The organism is Mesorhizobium sp. M0145 (assembly GCF_040322355.1).
Classification (GTDB): domain Bacteria; phylum Pseudomonadota; class Alphaproteobacteria; order Rhizobiales; family Rhizobiaceae; genus Mesorhizobium.
The window spans coordinates 68,236-89,693 of sequence record NZ_JAMYTK010000002.1; the positions used below are offsets into that span (position 1 = coordinate 68,236).

The window sequence follows — 21,458 nt, forward strand, 5'->3', positions numbered from 1 at the left end:
AATCGTCTTGACAATTCCAGAATTCGGCCGGATTTTATGAAAAAAATTTCACTCTCTTGAAAGAGGGCAATGACCGGCCAATCCGGACCGGCGTTGAAAAAGGGGAAAGCCGATGTCCGACCTGCAACAGCGCGTGGAAGCGTTGTACCGTTCCGACGTGCGTGGATCCATGCTCCTGATCGTCTGCCTGTGGGCGACGATCCTCTTTGTCCTGTTCATGACATGGCCATACGTCCCCGACGCAGGCATCAAGCTCGTCGTCGCGGTCGCCGCCGCCGCGGTGCTGATCTTCAACACGGCCGCGATCCTGGCGATGGTCAACCACTACAAGGAAGACAAGGACTTCATCTACGGCCTCGACATCAAGAACGCCGACGCCTACCGCAACCGCAAGTCCTGAGGGGGAGACGCATGGCCCGCTATACACCGCCCGAACAGAGCAAGGCCGGACAGGTTTTCGATATCGCCGTCGTCGTGGTCGCGATTTTCGTCGCGCTGTGGCTGCCGCTGAAACTAGGTCTGGCAGGGGCGGCAAAATCCATTGACGCGCTCGACGCCAAGACGTGGGAAGCGCTCGGACAAAACCCGACCATGGCCTCGATCTGGGAAAAGCTCGGCTACACGCCGGAAACCGCGCACGACATCATCCAGAACCGGTTCCACTACATCATCGACTGGCCGACGCTGATCATCATGGCGGCAGTGCTGATCGGCTATTTCATCTTTCTGTTCCGCGCATCGGACCGCGAATACCGCGACGTCATCGACGAAAAGTTCGGCGACAAATAGATAGGAAGCATCGTCATGTGGGTGGCACTCTCTTACGCATGCTGGGGCATCTCGATCGTGCTCGCGCTGTGGATGCTCTACGACTGGTTCAAGATCGACACGACCTATTCCGAAGAGATGCTGACCTCGTCCAGGGAAGGCGAACTTGAAGCCGTGTCCGAAAAACACCGGATCTGAGTGGGGGATTGAACGATGACGATCACGGCTGAACCAGCGGTGCAAGTGCAAGGCGACAGGGTTTCACTGCTCAGGGTGCTCGGCCCCGCCCATGTCTGGGCGCTCGGTGTCGGCATCGTTCTGGTCGGCGAATTCACCGGCTGGAATTTCGCGGCGGACAAGGGCGGCGCGCTGGCGGCGCTGATCGTCTGCTGGATCGTCGGCCTGCTCTACACGTCGGTCGCGATGATCGATTCCGAAGTTACCTCGACGGTTGCCGCCGCCGGCGGCCAATATGCCCAGGCCAAGCACATTGTCGGGCCGCTGATGGCCTTCAACGTCGCGCTGTTCCTGGTCTTTGCCTACACCATGCTCGAAGTGTCGGACGCGATCCTGCTCGGCGACACCATCGTCGCCAAAGCCGGCGTCGAGGGGCTCAACCACAATTCCTTCATCGCCGCGACCATCGTCGTGCTGGCATGGCTGAACTATCGCGGCGTGCTGATGACGCTCAACGTCAATTTCGTCATCACCGCCATCGCCTATGTCTCGATCGTCATCCTGTTCTTCTCGGTCAGCCCGTGGACGCAAGGCGCCGTGCTCAAGCTGAACGAGTTGGTGACCCCGGGCAACGCCCTGCCCTATGGCTGGATCGGCGTCATCGCCGCCTTCCAGTTCGGCATCTGGTACTACCTCGGCATCGAGGGCACCACGCAGGCCGCCGAGGAAGTGCGCTCGCCGGCGCGCTCGCTGCCCTACGGCACGATGGCCGGCATGATCACGCTTCTGATCGCCGCCGCCATGACCTGGTATGTCTGCGCCTCGCTGATGCCCTGGGAATATCTCGGCATCACCTACTATCCGCTGTGGGACGCAGGCAAACTGACCGGCAGTGCGCTGCTGGAAAACCTGTTGTTCATCGCGACGCTACTTGCCGCGCTCGCCTCCGCCAATGGCTGCATCAACGACGCCGCGCGCGCCTGGTTTTCGCTCGGCCGCGACCGCTATCTGCCGACCTGGTTCTCGGCGGTGCATCCGAAATACCGCACGCCCTATCGCTCGATCCTGTTTCTGCTGCCGATCGCGCTTGCCTTTGCCTTCATCGCCGACCTCAACCAGGCGATCACCTTCTCGATCCTGTCGGGCGTGCTGCAATACACCTTCATGAGCATCAACATCATCATGTTCAGGAAAAAGTGGCCGCTCGGCTCGATCCGCCGCGGCTACACCCATCCGTTCCATCCGCTGCCGGCTATCGTCTTGTTCTGCCTTTGCGTCGTCACCTTCTTTGCGATCTTCCTCGGCTTCGGCTCGCAGCTGATCGCCATGGTCGCTTTCTACTTCCTGATCTCGCTGTGGTTCCACTTCTACCGCTACAAATTCGTGCGCCGTGGTGCCCAGTTCACCATGCCGTGGCCGAAGCCGCAGGGCTACTGACGGCGCGCCCGGTCTGGGCGGGCATTTGCGTGACGAGGTGCGTTAGGTGATCTCAGCATTGCTCGCCGGGGCGGTTGCCCTGGCTCTCGTCCTCCATATAGCCTGGCTTGCGCGGGCCAGCCGCGCCAAGGCTTCGACCGGGCTTGCCGCCGACGAAGCCGGCGTCCGCGCCGTCATCCCCGACGCGGCCAACGTCTCGGACGGCACTGCCGGCGTCGTTACCTTCGCCGGCTCGTGGAACGGCCGGCGGGTGCAGGTGCGGACCATCGTCGACACGCTGGCGATCAGGAAGCTGCCGGCGCGCTGGCTGAGCGTTTCGATCACCGAAAAGGTCGCGATACCAGGCACTTTCGATATGATGATGCGGCCGGGATCGCCGACGACTTTTTCCAATTTCGATCATCTCGTCCATACGCTGCCGAAGGCGGCGGGGTTTCCGGCCGAGGCGGTGCTGCGGAGCGACCGCAAGGGCGTGCGCTTCCCCGAAGCCGTCATCGCCGGCCACCTCGATGTCTTTGCCGAGGAGCGCGCCAAGGAATTGCTGATCACGCCGAACGGCGTGCGCATCGTCTGGCTGCTGGCCGAGGCCGAGCGGGCGCGCTACGGCGTATTCCGGCAAGCCGAATTCGGCACGGTCAGGCTCGATCCGGTGCTGATCGAGAGGCTGCTGTCGTCGGCTTCGGCGCTGCGCGATGCCATCAATCAAAGCGAACGGCAAGCAGCATGACCAGCCAGATCACCACCTCCCCCGCACCACCGAGCCCCTATCTGGTTCTGGGCGCTGCGATTGTCTTGCCGGCGAGCGGGCAGGTCGTGCTCGGCGTGCCGGTGCGCGGCCTGCAATTCCTGTTCTTCATGGTGATCCTTGCCTGGGTCACCGCCAAGATCGCGCCGCCCGACGCCAGCTTCGTCGGACGCCATGCCGGCGGCTTCCTGATCTATGCCCTGTCGATCCTGGATGCCTACAAGATCGCCCGCATCCGCTATGCCAAATGGGTTCACAATGGCGGCCAGCGCAGCGATAGTGCGGCCGGCGGCGCCTCAGCCGATATATAACGACAGGAAAATTTTTTTCATACCATTGAATTCCCGGGACTCATTCGATACATCTCGGAGGGAACAAACTCGCGGAGGCTGACATGTGCGGAATCGTCGGACTGTTTTTGAAGGACAAGTCGCTCGAGCCCCAGCTTGGCGCGATGCTGTCGGAGATGCTGATCTCGCTCAGCGATCGCGGTCCCGACAGCGCCGGCATCGCCATCTATGGCGCGCCCTCCAATGAAGCCAAGATCACCATTCAGTCGGCCAAGCCGGAGCGCGATTTCCGCGGCCTCGACGCCGAACTCGCCAAGGCAATCGGCGCGCCGGTGAGCATTGCTGCGAAGTCGACGCATGCCGTGGTCCGGACGATGCCTGCCAAGATCGACGAAGCGCGCGAGGCGATCCAGACGCTGCGCCCCGACATCCGCATCATGGGCGCCGGCGACGTCGTCGAAATCTACAAGGAAGTCGGCTTGCCGGAAGCGGTCGTCGACCGTTTCGGCGTCCGCGAGATGACCGGCACGCACGGCATCGGCCATACCCGTATGGCGACCGAATCGGCGGTGACGACGATGGGCGCGCATCCGTTCTCGACCGGCGCCGACCAGTGCCTGGTGCATAATGGCTCGCTGTCCAACCACAACAATGTCCGCCGCGAGCTGATCCGCGAAGGCATGACATTCGAGACCGAGAACGACACCGAGGTCGCTGCCGCCTATCTCTCCTCGCAGATGGCGCATGGCAAGAATCTGGGCGAGGCACTGGAAGGCACGCTGAGCGATCTCGACGGCTTTTTCACCTTCGTCGTCGGCACCAAGAACGGCTTCGGCGTGGTGCGCGATCCGATCGCCTGCAAGCCCGCCGTAATGGCCGAAACCGACCAGTATGTCGCCTTCGGCTCGGAATATCGTGCGCTCACCAAACTGCCCGGCATAGACAATGCGAAGGTCTGGGAACCCGAGCCCGCAACCGTCTATTTCTGGGAGCATTGAACCAATGCCGGCAAGCAATGCCTTCAATACGGGCAACCTCTCCAAGGCCGCGCGCGAGCCGGGCCAGGCATCGCGGGTCTTCGACCTGGCCGAAATGTCGCTGCGCGAGCTCAACCAGGCGCTGCACGATCTGGCGCCCGGTTCGAACGAGACCGCCTGGGAGGTGCTCCACCCGCGAGGCAGCCATTCGGTCGCCGTCGGCGTCGACCAGCCGGTCGCCATCGATGTGCGCGGCAGCGTCGGCTATTATTGCGGCGGCATGAACGACGGCGGCACCATCACCGTGCATGGCTCGGCCGGACCCGGCGTCGGCGAGAACATGATGTCCGGCGCAATCATCGTCAAAGGCGACGCCAGCCAGTATGCCGGCGCCACCGGCCGGGGCGGGTTGCTCGTCATCGAAGGCAACGCGTCGTCGCGCTGCGGCATCTCGATGAAAGGCATCGACATCGTCGTCCATGGCAATATCGGCCATATGTCGGCCTTCATGGCGCAGTCCGGCAACCTCGTGGTGCTGGGCGACGCCGGCGATGCGCTCGGCGATTCCATTTACGAGGCGCGGCTTTTCGTGCGCGGCAAGGTCGAAAGCCTCGGCGCCGACTGCATCGCCAAGGAGATGCGGCCCGAGCATCTCGAATTGCTGCAAGGCTTGCTCGACCGCGCCGGCGTGACCGGCGTCAAGGCGGCGGAGTTCAAGCGTTATGGCTCGGCTCGTACCCTCTACAATTTCAATATCGACAACGCCGACGCGTATTGAGGCTCAATGACCTATCGCAACCCGCCGACGACGCCGCGCAAATCCGCGACCTTCGACGACTACACGCTTTCCGAGATCCGCCGCGCCGCGGCGACCGGCATCTATGACATCCGCGGCGCCGGCGCCAAGCGCAAGCTGCCGCATTTCGACGACCTTCTGTTCCTCGGTGCTTCGATCTCGCGCTATCCGCTCGAAGGCTATCGCGAGCGCTGCGACACCAGCGTCGTGCTCGGCTCGCGCTATGCGAGAAAACCGATCGAATTGAAAATCCCGATCACCATTGCGGGCATGAGCTTCGGCTCGCTGTCCGGCCCGGCGAAGGAAGCGCTCGGCCGTGGCGCGACGCTGTCGGGCACCTCGACGACCACCGGCGACGGCGGCATGACCGAGGAAGAGCGCGGCCATTCGAAGACGCTGGTCTACCAGTATCTGCCGTCGCGCTACGGCATGAACCCGCGCGATCTGCGCCGTGCCGACGCGATCGAGGTTGTCGTCGGCCAGGGCGCCAAGCCAGGCGGCGGCGGCATGCTGCTCGGCCAGAAGATCTCCGACCGCGTCGCCGAAATGCGCACGCTGCCGAAAGGCATCGACCAGCGCTCGGCCTCGCGCCACCCCGACTGGACCGGGCCGGACGACCTCGAGATCAAGATCCTCGAACTGCGCGAAATCACCGACTGGGAAAAGCCGATCTACGTCAAGGTCGGCGGCGCGCGGCCCTATTACGATACCGCGCTTGCGGTGAAATCGGGCGCCGATGTCGTCGTCGTCGACGGCATGCAGGGCGGCACTGCGGCGACCCAGGAAGTGTTCATTGAAAATGTCGGCCAGCCGACGCTTGCCTGTATCAGGCCGGCGGTGCAGGCGCTGCAGGATCTCGGCATGCACCGCAAGGTGCAGCTGATCGTCTCAGGCGGCATACGCAACGGGGCCGACGTCGCCAAGGCGCTGGCGCTGGGCGTCGACGCGGTGTCGATCGGCACGGCAGCGCTTGTCGCGCTCGGCGACAACGACCCGCGCTGGGAGGCGGAATACAACGAGCTCGGCACCACCGCCGGCGCCTATGACGACTGGCACGAGGGTCGCGACCCGGCCGGCATCACCACGCAGGATCCCGAGCTAATGAAACGGGTCGATCCGATTGCGGCCGGACGGCGGCTGGCGAATTATCTTAAGGTGATGACACTTGAGGCTCAGACAATCGCACGCGCCTGCGGCAAGAACAGCCTGCACAATCTCGAGCCCGAGGATCTTGTCGCCTTGACGATCGAAGCCGCCGCCATGGCCGGCGTGCCGCTGGCCGGCACCAACTGGATACCGGGCAAGAACGGCTTCTAAAACAAACCAAATGCCAGTAAGCGAGGAACTATAATGGGGAACGATCTCGCCGCCTTCGCCAAGGAGAAGGGCGTCAAATATTTCATGATATCCTACACCGACCTGTTCGGTGGGCAACGCGCCAAGCTGGTGCCGGCGCAGGCGATCGCCGACATGCAGCGGGACGGTGCCGGCTTTGCCGGCTTTGCCACCTGGCTCGACCTGACGCCGGCGCATCCCGACATGCTGGCGGTGCCGGATCCGGCCTCGGTGATCCAGTTGCCTTGGAAGCCGGAGGTCGCCTGGGTCGCCGCCAACTGCATCATGGACGACAAATCGGTCGAGCAGGCGCCGCGCAACACGCTGAAGCGGTTGATCGCGGAGGCGGCCGGCGACGGCATGCACATCAAGACCGGCGTCGAGGCCGAATTCTTCCTGATCTCGCCGGATGGCAAGACGATTTCCGACGAATACGACACGGCGTCGAAGCCCTGCTACGACCAGCAAGCGGTGATGCGCCGCTACGATGTGATCGCCGAGATCTGCGACCACATGCTGGCGCTCGGCTGGGGCGCCTACCAGAACGACCACGAGGACGCCAACGGCCAGTTCGAGATGAACTGGGCCTTCGACGATGCGCTGGCGACCGCCGACAAGCATTCCTTCTTCAAATTCATGGTGAAATCGGTCGCCGAAAAGCACGGCCTGCGCGCAACCTTCATGCCTAAACCCTTCCAGGGCCTGACCGGCAATGGCTGCCATGCGCATATCTCGGTGTGGGACAAAGACGGCAAGACCAATGTCTTTGCCGATAATGCGATGGAGCTCGGCCTGTCGGCCAAGGGCAGGAATTTCCTCGGCGGCATCATGAAACATGCGTCCGCGCTTGCCGCCATCACCAACCCGACGGTCAATTCCTACAAGCGCATCAACGCACCGCGCACCATCTCCGGCGCCACCTGGGCGCCGAACACGGTGACCTGGACGGGCAACAACCGCACCCACATGGTGCGCGTACCCGGCCCCGGCCGCTTCGAGCTGCGCCTGCCCGACGGCGCGGCGAACCCGTATCTGCTGCAGGCGGTGATCATCGCCGCCGGGCTCGACGGTATCCGCTCGAAGGCCGATCCCGGCCGGCGCTACGACATCGACATGTACCAGTTCGGCCATACGGTCGAAGGGGCGCCGAAGCTGCCGCTCAACCTGCTCGACGCGTTGCGCGAGTTCGACAACGACAAATCGCTCAAGGCGGCGCTGGGTGAGGAATTCTCGTCGGCCTATCTAAAGCTCAAGCAGCAGGAATGGAATTCCTATGCTTCCCACTTCACCCAGTGGGAGCGCGACCACACGCTCGACATCTGATCCGGAATTGTTGCACGCCGGCGCGAAACAGGTTCATGAAATACTCGATCTTCTCCCTCGCCCGGGCGGCATTTTCCGGCCATAAGAACTGGCAGCGCACTTGGCGCGACGCCAGCCCAAAGAGCCACTACGACGTGGTGATCATCGGCGGCGGCGGCCATGGCCTGGCGACGGCATGGTTCCTCGCCAGCGAATACGGCATCAGGAATGTCGCCGTGCTGGAAAAGGGCTGGATCGGCTCCGGCAATGCCGGCCGCAACACCACCATCATCCGCTCCAATTACGGGCTGCCCGGCAATACCGGCTTCTACGAGCTGTCGATGAAGCTGTGGGAGCGGATGGAGCAGGACCTAAACTACAACACCATGGTCAGCCAGCGCGGCGTCATCAACCTCTACCATTCCGACGCGCAGCGCGACGCCTATGCGCGGCGCGGCAACACCATGCGCATCAACGGCATCGATGCCGAACTGCTCGATCTGGCGGCGGTCAGGAAGATGATGCCGTTCCTGAACTTCGACGATGCGCGCTTTCCAGTGCAAGGCGGGCTTTTGCAGCGGCGCGGCGGCACGGCGCGCCACGACGCCGTGGTCTGGGGCTATGCGCATGCGGCGAGCGCGCTCGGCGTCGACATCATCCAGAACTGCGAGGTGACCGGCTTTGTCCGCGATGGAAGCGGCAAGGTGACCGGCGTCGAGACGAGCCGCGGCAGGATCGGCGCGGCCAAGGTCGGCATGGCGGTCGCCGGCTCCTCGTCGCGCGTCGCGGCGATGGCCGGCATGCGGCTGCCGATCGAAAGCCATGTGCTGCAGGCCTTCGTCTCCGAGGCGATCAAGCCGCTGATCCCCAATGTCATGACGTTCGGCGCCGGCCATTTCTACGTCAGCCAGTCCGACAAGGGCGGCCTGGTCTTCGGCGGCGATATAGACGGCTACAATTCCTACGCCCAGCGCGGCAATCTGCCTGTCATGGAAGACGTCTGCGAAGGCGGCATGGCGCTGATGCCGATGATCGGCCGGATACGGCTTCTGCGTCAGTGGGGCGGCATCATGGACATGTCGATGGACGGCTCGCCGATCATCGACAAAACACCGGTCGACGGGCTCTATCTCAACGCCGGCTGGTGCTATGGCGGCTTCAAGGCGACGCCCGGCTCCGGCCTGGTCTTTGCTCATCTGCTGGCGCGCGACGAGCCGCACAAGGAGGCTGCCCGCTTTCGTCTCGACCGCTTCCGGCGAGGTGCGATGATCGACGAAAAGGGCCAGGGCGCCCAACCGAACCTGCATTGAAGGCTGGCTGAAGAAGCATGCGCATTGTCTGTCCCTTCTGCGGCGAACGCGAACTCGGCGAGTTCACCTATCTGGGCGACGCCAAGCCGGTGCGTCCGGCGGCCGGCGCCACCGAAGACGAGGTCTTCGACTACGTCTATCTGCGCGACAACATCGCCGGGCCGATGAGCGAATACTGGTACCATGGCGGCGGCTGCCGGGCCTGGCTGAAGGTCGCCCGCAACACGCTGAGGCATGAGATTTCCTCCGTCGAGCCGGCGGCCGGCGTTGGTGCCGCCAAGGTTGGCGCCTGATGGTTGGCTCCGCGCAGATACATCGGCTGGAGAGCGGCGGTCTCATCGATCGCGCCGCGCCGCTGGCCTTCCGCTTCGACGGCAAGAGCTTTGCCGGCTTCCAAGGCGACACGCTGGCCTCGGCGCTGATCGCCAATGGCGTCAAGCTGGTCGGCCGCTCTTTCAAATACCATCGACCGCGCGGCATCCTGACCGCTGGTTCGGAGGAGCCCAACGCGCTGGTCGAACTGCGCAGCGGAGCGCGGCGCGAGCCGAACACCAAGGCGACCACGGCCGAACTCTATGACGGGCTCGAAGCCGCCAGCCAGAACCGCTGGCCGTCGCTGCGCCACGATCTGATGGCGGTCAATCAGCTGTTCGCGCCGATCTTCGTCGCCGGCTTCTACTACAAGACCTTCATGTGGCCGGCGAAATTCTGGGAAACGATCTACGAGCCAACGATTCGCCGCGCCGCCGGCCTCGGCCGCGCTGCAGGCGTCGCCGATCCCGACCATTACGACAAGGCGTGGGCGCATTGCGACGTGCTGATTGCCGGGTCCGGCCCGGCCGGGCTGGCTGCGGCACTGGCGGCCGGGCGCGGCGGCGCCCGCGTCATCCTGTGCGAGGAAGATTTTGCGCTTGGCGGCCGTCTGCTCGCCGACGGCGGCATGATCGACGGCGCGCCGGCGGCCGAATGGATTACGCGCACGCTGGCCGAACTTGCCGCACTGCCCGATGTCCGCATCATGACCCGCACGACATTGTTCGGCGTCTATGATGGCGGCACCTATGGCGCCATCGAGCGGGTCAACGACCACCTGCCCTCGCCGCCCGAGCACCAGGTGCGCCAGCGGCTGTGGCGGATCGTGGCCAAGCGCTGCGTCGTCGCCGCCGGCGCCATCGAGCGGCCGATCGTCTTTGCCGGTAACGACACGCCGGGCGTGATGATGGCTTCGGCTATGCGGACCTATGTCGCGCGCTACGCGGTTACCCCTGCCAAGAGGATCGCGCTGTTCACCAACAATGAGGATGGCTGGCGCACGGTCGAGCCCGCGCTTGGCGCCGGTTTGCAGATCGCGGCGGTCGTCGATGCGCGCCCGGACGTCTCCGCCGCGCATCGCGCGCTTGCCGCCAAAGGCGGCTTTGCCGTGCTCAACGGCTCGGTCAGCGGGGTCGAAGGCGGCAAGGACGGGCTCCGGAAAATCGTGGTGGCGCTGACCGGCGGCGCACGGGCGGAAGTCGAAGTCGACGGGCTTGCCGTGTCCGGCGGCTGGAATCCGGCGGTCGGGCTGACCTCCTATCATCGCGGCCGGCCGAAATGGCAGGACGATATCGCAGCCTTCGTACCGGATGGTGCGCCGCCCGGCATGGTGGCCGTCGGCGCCGCCAACGGCGCCTTCGGGCTGGGCGACTGCCTGCGCCAGGGCTTTGCCGCGGGTGCTGCGGCAGCGCAGGGTGCTGGACGCAGCGGCAATGCCGGCACATCGCCGGTCGCCGACAGCGAGGCGTTTTCGCTGACGCCGCTTTGGTATGTGGCCGGCAAAGGGAAAGCCTTCGTCGATTACCAGCATGACGTGACCGCGTCCGATATCGAACTGGCGCAGCGCGAAGGTTTCGAATCGGTCGAGCATCTCAAGCGCTATACGACGCTCGGCATGGCCACCGACCAGGGCAAGACCTCGAACGTCGCCGGTCTCGCCATCATGGCGGCAATCAGCGGCAAATCGATCCCCGAAACCGGCACGACGATCTACCGCCCGCCCTATGTGCCGGTCGCCATCGGCGCCTTCGCCGGCCATCATCGCGACGAAGACTTCCATGCGACGAGGCTGACGCCGTCGCATCACTGGGCAGCCGAACAGGGCGCGGTGTTCGTCGACACCGGCCTGTGGAAGCGGGCGCAATGGTATCCGCGCGCCGGCGAAAAGGACTGGCTGGAATCGGTCACCCGCGAGGTCAAGGCGGTGCGCTCCGGCGTCGGCTTCTGCGATGTCTCGACGCTCGGCAAGATCGACGTGCACGGCCCGGATGCCGGCGCCTTTCTCGACCGCGTCTACATCAACACCTTCTCCAGTCTCGCCGTCGGCAAAGCCCGCTACGGGCTGATGCTGCGCGAGGACGGCATCGTCTATGACGACGGCACGACGTCGCGGCTGGCCGAGGATCATTATTTCCTGACCACCACCACCGCCAAGGCCGGGCTGGTGATGCAGCATCTCGAATTCTGCCGGCAGGTGCTGTTCCCGGAATTCGACGTGCAGTTGACCTCGGTCTCCGACCAGTGGGCGCAATTCTCGATCGCCGGGCCGAAGACCCGGGACCTGCTTCGGGAAATGGTCGATCCGGCGGAGGATTTGTCGAACGAAGGCTTTCCCTTCATGGGGGCGCGGGAAGTTGCGCTTCGCGGTGGCATCAAGGCGCGGCTGTTCCGCATCTCGTTTTCGGGCGAAATGGCGTTCGAGATTTCGGTTCCCGCCCGCTATGGCGAGGCGCTGGTGCGCAATTTGATGCTGGCCGGCAAGCCGTTCGGCGTTACGCCCTACGGTACCGAGGCGCTCGGCGTCATGCGCATCGAAAAGGGCCATGTCGCCGGACCGGAGCTGAACGGCACGACGACGGCCGCCGACCTCGGCCTTGGCAAGATGATGTCGACCAAAAAAGATTTCATCGGCCGCGTCATGGCCGGCCGCGAGGCGCTGATTGCCCCGGACCGGCAGGTCGTCGTCGGCATCAAGCCCGTCGACAAGACGCGCCGCCTGCGCTCCGGCGCGCATATCATTCCGAAGGGCGAGACGCCCGGCCCCGATAACGACCAGGGCTACGTCACCTCGGTCTGCTTCTCGCCCATGCTCGACCAGTGGATCGGGCTGGCGCTTGTTGAGCGTGGCCGCGAGCGCATCGGCGAGATCGTCCATGCGCACGATCCGCTACGCGGCGAAGACTACGACGTCGAGCTGTGCAGCCCGGTCTTATACGATCCGGATGGAGGGCGCCAGCGTGGCTGAGTTTTCCTGGATTGCCCGCAGTCCGCTGGAGAAAGCGCTTGTTGTCGGCGCCTATGGCGCGCGCGGCACGGCGGCCGGCGTATCGCTCACCGAGATCCGCAATTTCGACCTGATCCAGGTGATGGCGCGGCGCGGCAAAGCGGCAGAACTGGCGAAGGCCGCCGAAACCCGCTTCGGCGTTGCCGCCCCGGAAACGCCCAAGGCGACCCGAACTCCCGACGCTAGGCTGATCTGGTCGGGACCGGATCAGTTCCTGGTCCTGTCCAATGGCGGCAAGCACGCGAGCGAACCGCTGAGCCAGGCGTTTGCGCAATCCGCCTCGTTGTCCGACCAGTCGCATGCGCGCGCGCTGATCAGCGTTTCCGGAGAAAAGGCGCGCGCGATGCTGGCCAAACTGTCGTCGCTAGACCTGCACCCCGCGGCGTTCCCGGCCGGCACCGCTGCGGCGACCTCGGTCGATCACACCAGCATCAATCTCTGGCGCGCCAATGACCGGCCGAACGGACAGGCGGTGTTCAATCTTCTGGTGTTCGCCACCTTCGCGGAAAGCCTGTGGCATACGATGCTGGACGCTGCCGCCGAGTATGGCGTCGAGATCGGGCATTCCGAGGAATTGGGGTAGGATTGTGCGCCACCTTCCCTTCTCCCCCTGTGGGAGAAGGTGGCCGAGCGAAGCTCGGTCGGATGAGGGGTGCTCCAGCTTGGCTATGACGGCACTCCGTCCAACACCCCTCAACCGTCTCGGCGCTGCGCGCCGATCCACCTTCTCCCACAAGGAGAGAAGGAAGAGGCGCGCGCGCCGCCTTCACTTGCCAACTCCGGCTCTTCTATCCTATTCTTCCCGCTAAAATAATTTCACACACAGGCAAACTTGTTTCTCGAAACCAAGGTTGAGATGAGCCAGTCGCCCTACCCCGCCGTCGTCGCCGGACCGCCCCGGCCGAGCCTGATCCTGCGGCCAGGCCAGATTACGCTGCCGGCCGGGATGGAGCGCTACTCGGTTCAGGGCAATGGTGCGGTGCTGATCGAGGTCGAGGCCGGCGACATTGTCACCGTGCGCGATGTCGAGGGCGGGCAGGCCTGCGAGCTGCTGGCATGGGACAGCAGCGACGCGACCGATCCCGGCATTCTCGGCGAGAAATCGAACAGCAATGCCGCCGGCATCAAGGCGCTGCTGGCCGAAGGCGACGACAGCCTCGCATCCTTGCGCCGGGGGCTCGAGCGGCGCCAGGTGCAGATCGACCAGGCGAAGGCGGTTCGCGTTTTCGGCGGCGCCACCCCTGCCGGTACCGAACAGGCTTTTACCGTCGCCCGCGATGGGTCGATGCTGATTGCCGCGCCCGGCGGGCCGATGCTGGTCGACGGCCACGATACGGCGACGCCGGTTAGCGTCATCGTCCGCCGCGCCACCATCCGCCCGGCGGCAAAATCCGGGCTTGCCGACCCGCTGGCCGATCCCGTGCTCGACCTGCGCGTCCATTCGGCGACGGCGGAGGCCTACTTCGTCAAGGCGGGCGACTATCTGCAGATCATCGATGTCGACGGGCGTCAATGCACCGACTTCCAGTGCTTTTCGGCGCGCAAGCTGGACAAGGGCCGCGATCATCCGCTCGACGTGACGACGACGCGCACGCTGATGGGTTCGAGCTATCCGATGCCCGGTCTGCACTCGAAATACTACGACCAGGACATGGAGCCGCTGGTCGAGGTTGTGCAGGACACTTGCGGCCGCCACGATGCATTCGCGCTCGCCTGCGCGGCCAAATATTACGACGACATCGGTTATCCCGGCCATCCCAACTGCTCGGAGAATTTCAACCGCGCGCTGGCCGACAAGGGTGTCACGCCTCGCGCCGGCTGGATGGCGATCAACTTCTTCTTCAACACGGCCATCGACGCGCATGGCGTCGTGGTATCGGACGAGCCGTGGTCGCGGCCGGGCGACTATGTGCTACTCAGGGCGCTCACGGACATCGTCTGCGTCTCGTCCGCCTGCCCCGACGATACGACGCCGGCCAATGGCTGGAACCTGACCGACATCCATGTGCGAACCTATTCCGGCCAGCACAAATTCTCGCGAGCGATCGCCAGACGCATGACGCCCGATTCGGAACCGAAAATGACCCGCGAGACCGCCTTTCATTCGAGCTTTGCCAAGCACACCCGCAACTTCGTCGAGTACAAGGGCTATTGGCTGGCCAATTCCTTCGCCAGGCAAGGCCCGATCGATGAATACTGGGCCTGCCGGCAGGACGCCGTGATCATGGACCTGTCGCCGCTGCGCAAGTTCGAGGTCACCGGGCCGGACTCCGAGGCGCTGCTGCAATACACGCTGACCCGCGACATCAAGAAGCTCGGCGTCGGCCAGATCGTCTATTCCGCCATGTGCTACGAGCATGGCGGCATGATCGACGACGGCACACTGCTCAGGCTCGGCAAGGATAATTTCCGCTGGGTCGGCGGCGACGATCTATCCGGCGAATGGCTGCGGGAAACGGCGCAAAAACTCGGCCTCACCGTGCTGGTGCGCTCCTCGACCGACCAGATGCACAATGTTGCCGTGCAGGGACCGAAAAGCCGCGACATCCTGCGGCAGATCATCTGGACCTCGCCGCTACAGCCGTCGATCGACGAGCTCGAATGGTTCCGTTTCGCCGTCGCCCGCATCGGCGGCGGCAACGGCATTCCCGTCGTGGTGTCGCGCACCGGCTACACCGGCGAGCTCGGCTATGAGATCTGGTGCCATCCGCGCGACGCCGAAAAGGTGTTCGACGCGATCTGGCAGGCCGGCCAGCCGCACGGCCTGAAGCCGATGGGGCTGCAGGCGCTCGATATGGTACGCATCGAGGCCGGGCTGATCTTTGCCGGCTACGAGTTTTCCGACCAGACGGATCCGTTCGAGGCCGGCATCGGCTTCACCGTACCGCTGAAGACCAAGAGCGACGATTTCATCGGCCGCGAGGCGCTGATCCGGCGCAAGGAAAACCCGCAGAAGAAGCTGGTCGGCCTCGACATCGACGCCAATGTCGCCGTCGGCCACGGCGATTGCGTGCATGTCGGCCGGGCCCAGATCGGCGTCGTCACCTCGGGCATGCGCTCGCCGGTGCTGAACAAGACTATCGCGCTGGCCAGGCTCGACGTCGCGCATTCGGCGATCGGCACCGAGGTCGAAATCGGCAAGCTCGACGGCCACAGCAAGCGGCTACCGGCGCGCGTCGTCGCCTTCGCCCATTACGACCCGCAAAAGACCAGGCCGCGCTCGTGATCGACGCTGCCTGGTTCTTCCCTTCTCACACAAGCGCAATGTGCACAGCGTCACAAAGCGCTTGACGTGAAAGCGCGTTGGGTCAATCTTCACTGCTAAGAAAAAAATACTACTGAGCGGAAAACGCCTGGGGCCGTTCAACGTGAGCGTCGATGACGCCTCGCGAGATTGCGGCTGTTGCCGATGGGGAACATCAAAAATGGGGAATCCACGTAAATGAGCACGATAGTCACCACCTTGGTGCCGCCTGCCGAAGGGCAGCTGCACCGGAACATCGATTGGCGCGGCGCCTTCTGGGTGGCAAGCGGCGTTCCGGCCCTTGTCCTGTTTTCGATCGGCGGCATCGCCGGCACCACCGGAACACTGGCCTTCCTGATCTGGGCCGTATCCATGGTCATGGGCTTCCTGCAGTCCTTCACCTATGCGGAGATCGCCGGGCTGTTCCCGAACAAATCCGGCGGCGCCTCGGTCTACGGCGCCACCGCGTGGCTGCGCTATTCGAAATTCATCGCGCCGCTTTCGGTGTGGTGCAACTGGTTCGCCTGGTCGCCGGTGCTGTCGCTCGGCTGCTCGATCGCCGCCGCCTATATCCTCAACGCACTGGCGCCGGTGCCGCTGTTCACCGACACTTCGCCGGAAGTCGCCGCCTATATTGCGGCCCATGCCGGAACCAGCGCCGCTGACGCCATCACCGCGGTCACCGCGGCGGCGACGCCGGCGATCCGTAACTGGACGCTCTACGGTCACACGCTTGGCCCGGTTTCCTTCACCTTCAACGCAACCTTCTTCATCGGCGCGGTGCTGATGCTGATCATCTTCTCGATCCAGCATCGCGGCATCCTGGGCACGGCCAACGTGCAGAAATATATCGGCCTGCTGGTGATCATCCCGATGCTCATCGTCGGCGTGGTGCCGATCGTCACCGGCCAGATCAACTGGGCAAACTTCTCGCCGCTGGTGCCGCTCGCGGCAGCCTATGCGCCGGAGCCCGGCGCATGGAACATCGCCGGCTGGACGCTGGTGCTCGGCGGCATGTTCATCGCGGCATGGTCGACCTACGGCTTCGAGACCGCGGTCTGCTACACCTCCGAGTTCAAAAACCCGGGCACCGATACCTTCAAGGCGATCTTCTACTCCGGCCTGCTATGCATGCTGCTGTTCATCCTGGTGCCGTTCACCTTCCAGGGCGTGCTCGGCTTGAACGGCATGCTGGCGACGCCGATCGTCGACGGCTCCGGCGTTGCCGATGCGCTGGCCGGCATGGTCGGCGGCGGACAGCTGATCCACAGCCTGCTGGTGATGCTGATGATCCTGGCCCTGGTGCTCTGCATCATGACGGCGATGGCCGGCTCCTCGCGCACGCTCTATCAAGGTTCGGTCGACGGCTGGCTGCCGCGCTATCTCAGCCATGTCAACGAGCACGGCGCCCCGACGCGGGCGATGTGGACCGACCTGATCTTCAACCTGATCGTGCTGGCCATCGCCTCGGCCGACGCAACGAGCTTCTTCTTCATCCTCGCCGTGTCGAATTGCGGCTACATCATCTTCAACTTCCTTAACCTCAATGCCGGCTGGATTCACCGCATCGACAATGGCCACATCGCGCGGCCATGGAAGGCGCCGAGCTGGCTGCTCGGCCTCGGCGCGATCTTTGCCTACGTCAACGCGGTCTTCATGGGCGCCGGCGCCAAGGTGTGGAACCCGATGGCATTGTGGGCCGGGCTGATCACGGCAGCCTTGATCATCCCGGTGTTCTGCTTCCGGCACTACATCCAGGACAAGGGCAGATTCCCCGACCACATGCTGGCCGATCTCGGCATGAGCTCGTCCGACCTTGCGGTGAAAAAGGCGGGGATGCTGCCCTATCTGACGCTGGTCGCCGGCGTCGTGGTGATGCTGCTCGCCAACTGGCTGTTCGTCATCTGACGGCTTGCCTTGAGAATCGGGCGCGCAAGGCGCGCTCGATCCCTGCATTTTGTTCTTGCTTTGTGCCGGCAGCTATGCTACTAACTTCGGTATGGTGCTGATTCGCCCCGAGACCCGCCGCCGAGGCGGGTTTTTTCTTTTTAGGGGCTATTCGGCAGCGGTGCCAGCGCGGGAGCGACCGCCAAGCGCTGCACCGATATCCTCGATCACCTGTCCGACGCGCGCCTGGATCGTCTCGGACGCAAGCACGCCGTCGATGAAATCCCTGTCCGAAGCGTAGATCGCGGTCGGCAGCGTAAAGGCCTCGAAGAAGCCGAACAGCGGTCTCAGCTGGTGCTCGATGATCAGCGCATGCCGGTCGCCGCCGCCGGTCGCCAGCAGCACCACCGGCTTGCCCCTGAGCGCCGTTGGGTCGACAAGATCGAAGAAGTGCTTGAACAGGCCGGTATAGCTGCCCTTGTAGGTGGGCGAGCCAACGACGAGCACGTCCGCCGCGACGACGCGCTTGAGGATATCGCCCGCTTGCGCATCCAGTTCACGCGCCCATTTGGCGCCACCGAGGCTGGGGCCGAGGTCGACGACGTCATGCGTGCTGGCGGCCAGGCCATATCTGCCGGCTACCTCGTTCACGATACGATCGACGAAGCCGCGCGTCTTGGACGGCCGGGTGAAATTGCCTGAGAAACCGACAACGGCCGGATTGGTCATGATGCAAAGCCCTCGCGATGATTTCGGGCTGCCAGCCCGCTGCTCATGACCCTATGGACATTCGGACCGAACGAAAAGAACGGATGCTTGCCACGGTCTAAAATCATTACCGGTTCTAACCAGCTTTGCGGATCGCTGCCGTCTCAGGTTGGAAGAACCGGTTTGGCGGCCGCTTCAGGCCAAGATTTTCGCGCAGGGTCGATCCTTCGTATTCGCTCCTGAAAATGCCGCGCCGCTGCAATTCGGGCACGATTTTCTCGACGAAATCATCCAATCCGGCGGGAAGATAGGGGAACATGACGTTGAACCCGTCCGAGCCTTCGGTGACCAGCCATTCCTCCATCTCGTCGGCGATGGTTTTCGAAGTGCCGACGAAGGCAAGACCGGAATAGCCGCCCAGCCGCTGCGCAAGCTGCCTGACGGTCAGGTTTTCCTTGCGCGCCAGTTCGATGACGCGCTCGCGGCCGCTCTTGCTGGCGTTGCTTTCCGGGATTTCGGGCAAGACTGAATCCGGATCGAACCGCGACGCGTCGTGGCCGAGCGCGATCGACAGCGAGGCGACGCCGCTCTCGTAATAGACGAGGCTGTCGAGCTTGGCCCGCTTCGTCTGCGCCTCCTCGACGGTCTCGCCGACAATGACGAAGGCGCCGGGCAGGATCTTGATGTCGTCGCGCGACCGGCCAAGTTTTTGCGCACGTTTCTTGACGTCGGCAAAGAAGCGCTGCCCCGAGGCGAGATCGGCATGGGCGGCGAAGATCACCTCGGCCGTTTCCGCGGCGAGCTGCCGTCCGGCCTCCGACGCGCCGGCCTGCACGATGACCGGCCAGCCCTGCACCGGCCGCGCGATATTGAGCGGTCCCCGCACCGAAAGATATTCGCCCTTGTGGTCGAGCACATGCAGCTTCGCCGGATCGAAATAGAGCCCGCTTTCGGCGTCGCGGATGAAGGCATCCTCGGCAAAACTGTCCCACAGGCCGGTGACGACATCGTAAAACTCCCGCGCCCGGCGATAACGCTCGTCGTGCTCGACATGCTCGTCGAAGCCGAAATTCAGCGCGGCGTCGGGATTGGATGTGGTGACGATATTCCAGCCGGCGCGCCCGCCGCTGATATGGTCGAGAGAGGCGAAACGACGGGCGATGTGGTACGGCGCGTCGAACGTCGTCGAGGCGGTTGCGATCAGCCCGATACGATCGGTGACGGCGGCAAGCGCCGACAACAGCGTGAACGGCTCGAAGGACGTGACCGTGTGGCTGCGCCGCAGCGCCTCGATCGGCATGTTGAGCACGGCCAGGTGGTCGGCCATGAAGAAGGCGTCGAACTTCGCCGCTTCCAGCCTTTGCGCGAAGTGCTTGAGATGCGCGAAATTGAAGTTGGCGTCGGGATAGGCGCCCGGGTAGCGCCAGGCGCCGGTATGAAGGCTGACGGGCCGCATGAAAGCGCCAAGCCGCAATTGTCGATTTTCTGCCATGGAAAAACGCACCGATGACGACGAGCGTAACGCTCCAATTGCTCGAGCATGGGATGGCTTTGCGGCCATGGGAAGGAATTCTGTTTTGCAAAACCGGCGTCGGGGAGCATTTTTTGTGCGGGCGGCGGACCGATCAATCGATCTTGATGAACACGCCCTTGGTGTTGAGATATTCGGCGAGGTGCTCGGCGCCGCCCTCGCGGCCGTAGCCGCTCATCTTGTAGCCACCGAAGGGCACGGCCGGATCGATCGCGTGATAGGTGTTGACCCAGACCGAGCCGGCGCGGATCTTTCGCGACAGCTGGTGGGCGGTGGCGAGATTTTGGGTGCAGACCCCTGCAGCCAGGCCGTAAGGCGTGTTGTTGGCCCGCTCGACCGCCTCGTCCAGAGCATCGAACGGCAAGGCTGAAATCACCGGCCCGAATATCTCCTCACGGGCGATCTTCATGTCGTCCGAGACGCCGGCAAAGACAGTCGGCGCGACGAAATTGCCGGCGGCAAGTGCGCCTTCCACAAGCCGGGTGCCTCCGGTGACGAGTTTCGCCCCTTCCGCGGTGCCGGCCTCGAGGTAACCGGTGACCCGTTGCAGCTGCTTTTCGGAGACGAGCGGACCGATCTCGGTCGCCGGGTCGATGCCGTCGCCGACCCTGAGACCCTTGGCGTATGCCGCGAGCCGCTCGACGAACTCGTCATGGACGGCGCGTTCGACGAAAAGGCGCGAACCGGCGATGCAGATCTGGCCGGAATTGGCGAACACCGACATCGCCGCCACCGGCACCGCCTTGTCGAGATCGGCATCGGCGCAGACGATGACCGGCGACTTGCCGCCGAGCTCCAGCGAGACGCGCTTGAGGTTGCCGGCCGAGGCCCGCACGATCGACTGGCCGGTCGCCGTCGAGCCGGTGAAGACGATCTTGTCGACGCCCATATGCTCGGCGAGTGCGGCACCTGCCTCGGTGCCGGTGCCGGTGACGATGTTGACGACGCCTTCCGGAACGCCGGCCTCGTTCATGATGTCGGCGATCAAAAGCGGCGTCAGCGGCGCCTCTTCCGATGGTTTCAGCACGATGGTGCAACCGGTCGCCAGCGCCGGGCCGATCTTCCAGATCGACGCCGCCGTTGGCGCGTTCCAGGGAATGATGGCGCCGACGACGCCGACCGGCTCCTTGCGGGTGAAAGAGACGATTTCGCCGGGCAGCGAGTTGTCGATCGTCTCGCCGTGCAGCGCCGTCGCCATGCCGGCATAGTAGCGCAGCATGCCGATGACGCGGTTGCGATTGGCGCGGGTGCGTATGATCGGCATGCCCATGTCGGTGGTGTCGGAGCGGCTGATCTCTTCCCAGTGCTTTTCGAAGAGGTCGGCGATCCTCAGCAGCAGCACCTGCCGCTCATAAGGCTTGAACCGGCTCCACGGGCCCTCGAACGCCTTGCGCGCAGCAGTCACCGCCAAGTCGATGTCCTGGCGGTCGGCGCGCGGCACCGTGGCGATGACCGCGCCGGTGGCGGGATTGCGGCTCTCCATGGTCCGGCCGGAGCGGGCATCGACCCAGCCGCCGCCGATGAACATCTGGCGATGGCGCCCGTCGATCGGCAGCCGCAGCGGTGCCTTTGTCTGAGCCATGGTCATGACCGTCCTCCTCCGGCGCCTACGCCTGGTGGGCGGATTAAACCGCC

Annotated in this window: 19 protein-coding genes; 16 read left to right on the forward strand and 3 right to left on the reverse strand. The window is 64.2% G+C overall.

Features of this window, described 5'->3' with window-relative positions; genetic code table 11:
- Positions 1–112: 112 nt before the first annotated feature.
- The 16 genes from NKJ28_RS05220 to NKJ28_RS05295 all read left to right on the forward strand — a co-directional run bounded on the left by NKJ28_RS05220 (position 113) and on the right by NKJ28_RS05295 (position 17,605).
- Positions 113–400, forward strand: a complete 288-nt coding sequence (locus NKJ28_RS05220) for a hypothetical protein (protein WP_023673993.1) — start codon at positions 113–115, stop codon at positions 398–400.
- A gap of 11 nt (positions 401–411) precedes the next feature.
- Entirely contained in the window at positions 412–789 is a 378-nt protein-coding gene (locus NKJ28_RS05225) for a hypothetical protein (RefSeq protein WP_023673992.1), read from the forward strand.
- Between the two features lie 15 nt (positions 790–804).
- Positions 805–966 (forward strand): hypothetical protein, encoded by a 162-nt coding sequence (locus NKJ28_RS05230; RefSeq protein WP_023673991.1) that lies wholly within the window; start codon positions 805–807, stop codon positions 964–966.
- A gap of 15 nt (positions 967–981) precedes the next feature.
- On the forward strand, positions 982–2,382 hold the full coding sequence (locus tag NKJ28_RS05235; RefSeq protein ID WP_292653875.1) for an APC family permease: 1,401 nt from the start codon (positions 982–984) through the stop codon (positions 2,380–2,382).
- Between the two features lie 46 nt (positions 2,383–2,428).
- Positions 2,429–3,109 (forward strand): hypothetical protein, encoded by a 681-nt coding sequence (locus NKJ28_RS05240; protein WP_352590207.1) that lies wholly within the window; start codon positions 2,429–2,431, stop codon positions 3,107–3,109.
- Positions 3,106–3,438, forward strand: a complete 333-nt coding sequence (locus tag NKJ28_RS05245; protein WP_352590210.1) for a hypothetical protein — start codon at positions 3,106–3,108, stop codon at positions 3,436–3,438. Before NKJ28_RS05240 ends, NKJ28_RS05245 begins: the two co-directional genes overlap by 4 nt.
- Before the next feature lie 83 nt (positions 3,439–3,521).
- Positions 3,522–4,415 (forward strand): class II glutamine amidotransferase, encoded by an 894-nt coding sequence (locus tag NKJ28_RS05250; RefSeq protein ID WP_352634389.1) that lies wholly within the window; start codon positions 3,522–3,524, stop codon positions 4,413–4,415.
- 94 nt (positions 4,416–4,509) lie between these two features.
- Positions 4,510–5,172, forward strand: coding sequence for a GltB/FmdC/FwdC-like GXGXG domain-containing protein (locus NKJ28_RS05255; RefSeq protein ID WP_352634727.1), 663 nt, complete (start codon positions 4,510–4,512; stop codon positions 5,170–5,172).
- Positions 5,173–5,178: 6 nt separating this feature from the next.
- Positions 5,179–6,507, forward strand: coding sequence for an FMN-binding glutamate synthase family protein (locus NKJ28_RS05260; RefSeq protein ID WP_352634391.1), 1,329 nt, complete (start codon positions 5,179–5,181; stop codon positions 6,505–6,507).
- Positions 6,508–6,540: 33 nt separating this feature from the next.
- Positions 6,541–7,848: a type III glutamate--ammonia ligase gene (gene glnT, locus NKJ28_RS05265; RefSeq protein WP_352634393.1), complete on the forward strand. Its 1,308-nt coding sequence runs from the start codon at positions 6,541–6,543 to the stop codon at positions 7,846–7,848.
- Between the two features lie 35 nt (positions 7,849–7,883).
- On the forward strand, positions 7,884–9,137 hold the full coding sequence (locus NKJ28_RS05270; RefSeq protein ID WP_023673982.1) for a sarcosine oxidase subunit beta family protein: 1,254 nt from the start codon (positions 7,884–7,886) through the stop codon (positions 9,135–9,137).
- A 17-nt stretch (positions 9,138–9,154) separates the two neighbouring features.
- A complete protein-coding gene (locus tag NKJ28_RS05275) occupies positions 9,155–9,430 on the forward strand; it encodes a sarcosine oxidase subunit delta (protein WP_023673981.1) in 276 nt (91 codons plus the stop codon).
- Positions 9,430–12,414 (forward strand): sarcosine oxidase subunit alpha, encoded by a 2,985-nt coding sequence (locus NKJ28_RS05280; RefSeq protein WP_352634395.1) that lies wholly within the window; start codon positions 9,430–9,432, stop codon positions 12,412–12,414. The genes NKJ28_RS05275 and NKJ28_RS05280 overlap by 1 nt, the downstream gene beginning before the upstream one ends.
- Positions 12,407–13,036 carry a sarcosine oxidase subunit gamma gene (locus NKJ28_RS05285; protein WP_352569359.1) on the forward strand — a complete coding sequence of 210 codons (630 nt, stop codon included), beginning with the start codon at positions 12,407–12,409 and terminating at the stop codon, positions 13,034–13,036. The genes NKJ28_RS05280 and NKJ28_RS05285 overlap by 8 nt, the downstream gene beginning before the upstream one ends.
- Positions 13,037–13,309: 273 nt before the next feature.
- Positions 13,310–15,679, forward strand: coding sequence for a trimethylamine N-oxide demethylase (locus tag NKJ28_RS05290; RefSeq protein ID WP_352569358.1), 2,370 nt, complete (start codon positions 13,310–13,312; stop codon positions 15,677–15,679).
- Positions 15,680–15,895: 216 nt separating this feature from the next.
- Complete coding sequence (locus tag NKJ28_RS05295) at positions 15,896–17,605, forward strand: trimethylamine N-oxide permease (RefSeq protein WP_352569356.1); 1,710 nt, start codon at positions 15,896–15,898, stop codon at positions 17,603–17,605.
- Positions 17,606–17,752: 147 nt separating this feature from the next.
- Here the strand turns inward: NKJ28_RS05295 and msuE are convergent, their stop codons facing one another.
- The 3 genes from msuE to NKJ28_RS05310 form a co-directional block, all read right to left on the reverse strand.
- Positions 17,753–18,313, reverse strand: a complete 561-nt coding sequence (gene msuE, locus NKJ28_RS05300; protein ID WP_352569355.1) for an FMN reductase — start codon at positions 18,311–18,313, stop codon at positions 17,753–17,755.
- A 115-nt stretch (positions 18,314–18,428) separates the two neighbouring features.
- Complete coding sequence (locus NKJ28_RS05305) at positions 18,429–19,784, reverse strand: LLM class flavin-dependent oxidoreductase (protein ID WP_352634398.1); 1,356 nt, start codon at positions 19,782–19,784, stop codon at positions 18,429–18,431.
- Between the two features lie 133 nt (positions 19,785–19,917).
- Positions 19,918–21,411: an aldehyde dehydrogenase family protein gene (locus NKJ28_RS05310; RefSeq protein WP_352590229.1), complete on the reverse strand. Its 1,494-nt coding sequence runs from the start codon at positions 21,409–21,411 to the stop codon at positions 19,918–19,920.
- Between the last annotated feature and the right edge of the window lie 47 nt (positions 21,412–21,458).

Bases quoted from the DNA above. Each gene is read 5' to 3' on its own strand.
- NKJ28_RS05305 (WP_352634398.1), bottom strand. From the start codon at position 19,784: ATGGCAGAAAATCGACAATTGCGGCTTGGCGCTTTCATGCGGCCCGTC.
- glnT (WP_352634393.1), top strand. From the start codon at position 6,541: ATGGGGAACGATCTCGCCGCCTTCGCCAAGGAGAAGGGCGTCAAATAT.
- NKJ28_RS05255 (WP_352634727.1), top strand. From the start codon at position 4,510: ATGTCGCTGCGCGAGCTCAACCAGGCGCTGCACGATCTGGCGCCCGGT.
- NKJ28_RS05270 (WP_023673982.1), top strand. From the start codon at position 7,884: ATGAAATACTCGATCTTCTCCCTCGCCCGGGCGGCATTTTCCGGCCAT.
- NKJ28_RS05235 (WP_292653875.1), top strand. From the start codon at position 982: ATGACGATCACGGCTGAACCAGCGGTGCAAGTGCAAGGCGACAGGGTT.
- msuE (WP_352569355.1), bottom strand. From the start codon at position 18,313: ATGACCAATCCGGCCGTTGTCGGTTTCTCAGGCAATTTCACCCGGCCG.
- NKJ28_RS05280 (WP_352634395.1), top strand. From the start codon at position 9,430: ATGGTTGGCTCCGCGCAGATACATCGGCTGGAGAGCGGCGGTCTCATC.
- NKJ28_RS05225 (WP_023673992.1), top strand. From the start codon at position 412: ATGGCCCGCTATACACCGCCCGAACAGAGCAAGGCCGGACAGGTTTTC.
- NKJ28_RS05295 (WP_352569356.1), top strand. From the start codon at position 15,896: ATGAGCACGATAGTCACCACCTTGGTGCCGCCTGCCGAAGGGCAGCTG.
- NKJ28_RS05310 (WP_352590229.1), bottom strand. From the start codon at position 21,411: ATGACCATGGCTCAGACAAAGGCACCGCTGCGGCTGCCGATCGACGGG.
- NKJ28_RS05250 (WP_352634389.1), top strand. From the start codon at position 3,522: ATGTGCGGAATCGTCGGACTGTTTTTGAAGGACAAGTCGCTCGAGCCC.
- NKJ28_RS05290 (WP_352569358.1), top strand. From the start codon at position 13,310: ATGAGCCAGTCGCCCTACCCCGCCGTCGTCGCCGGACCGCCCCGGCCG.
- NKJ28_RS05275 (WP_023673981.1), top strand. From the start codon at position 9,155: ATGCGCATTGTCTGTCCCTTCTGCGGCGAACGCGAACTCGGCGAGTTC.
- NKJ28_RS05220 (WP_023673993.1), top strand. From the start codon at position 113: ATGTCCGACCTGCAACAGCGCGTGGAAGCGTTGTACCGTTCCGACGTG.
- NKJ28_RS05260 (WP_352634391.1), top strand. From the start codon at position 5,179: ATGACCTATCGCAACCCGCCGACGACGCCGCGCAAATCCGCGACCTTC.
- NKJ28_RS05230 (WP_023673991.1), top strand. From the start codon at position 805: ATGTGGGTGGCACTCTCTTACGCATGCTGGGGCATCTCGATCGTGCTC.
- NKJ28_RS05245 (WP_352590210.1), top strand. From the start codon at position 3,106: ATGACCAGCCAGATCACCACCTCCCCCGCACCACCGAGCCCCTATCTG.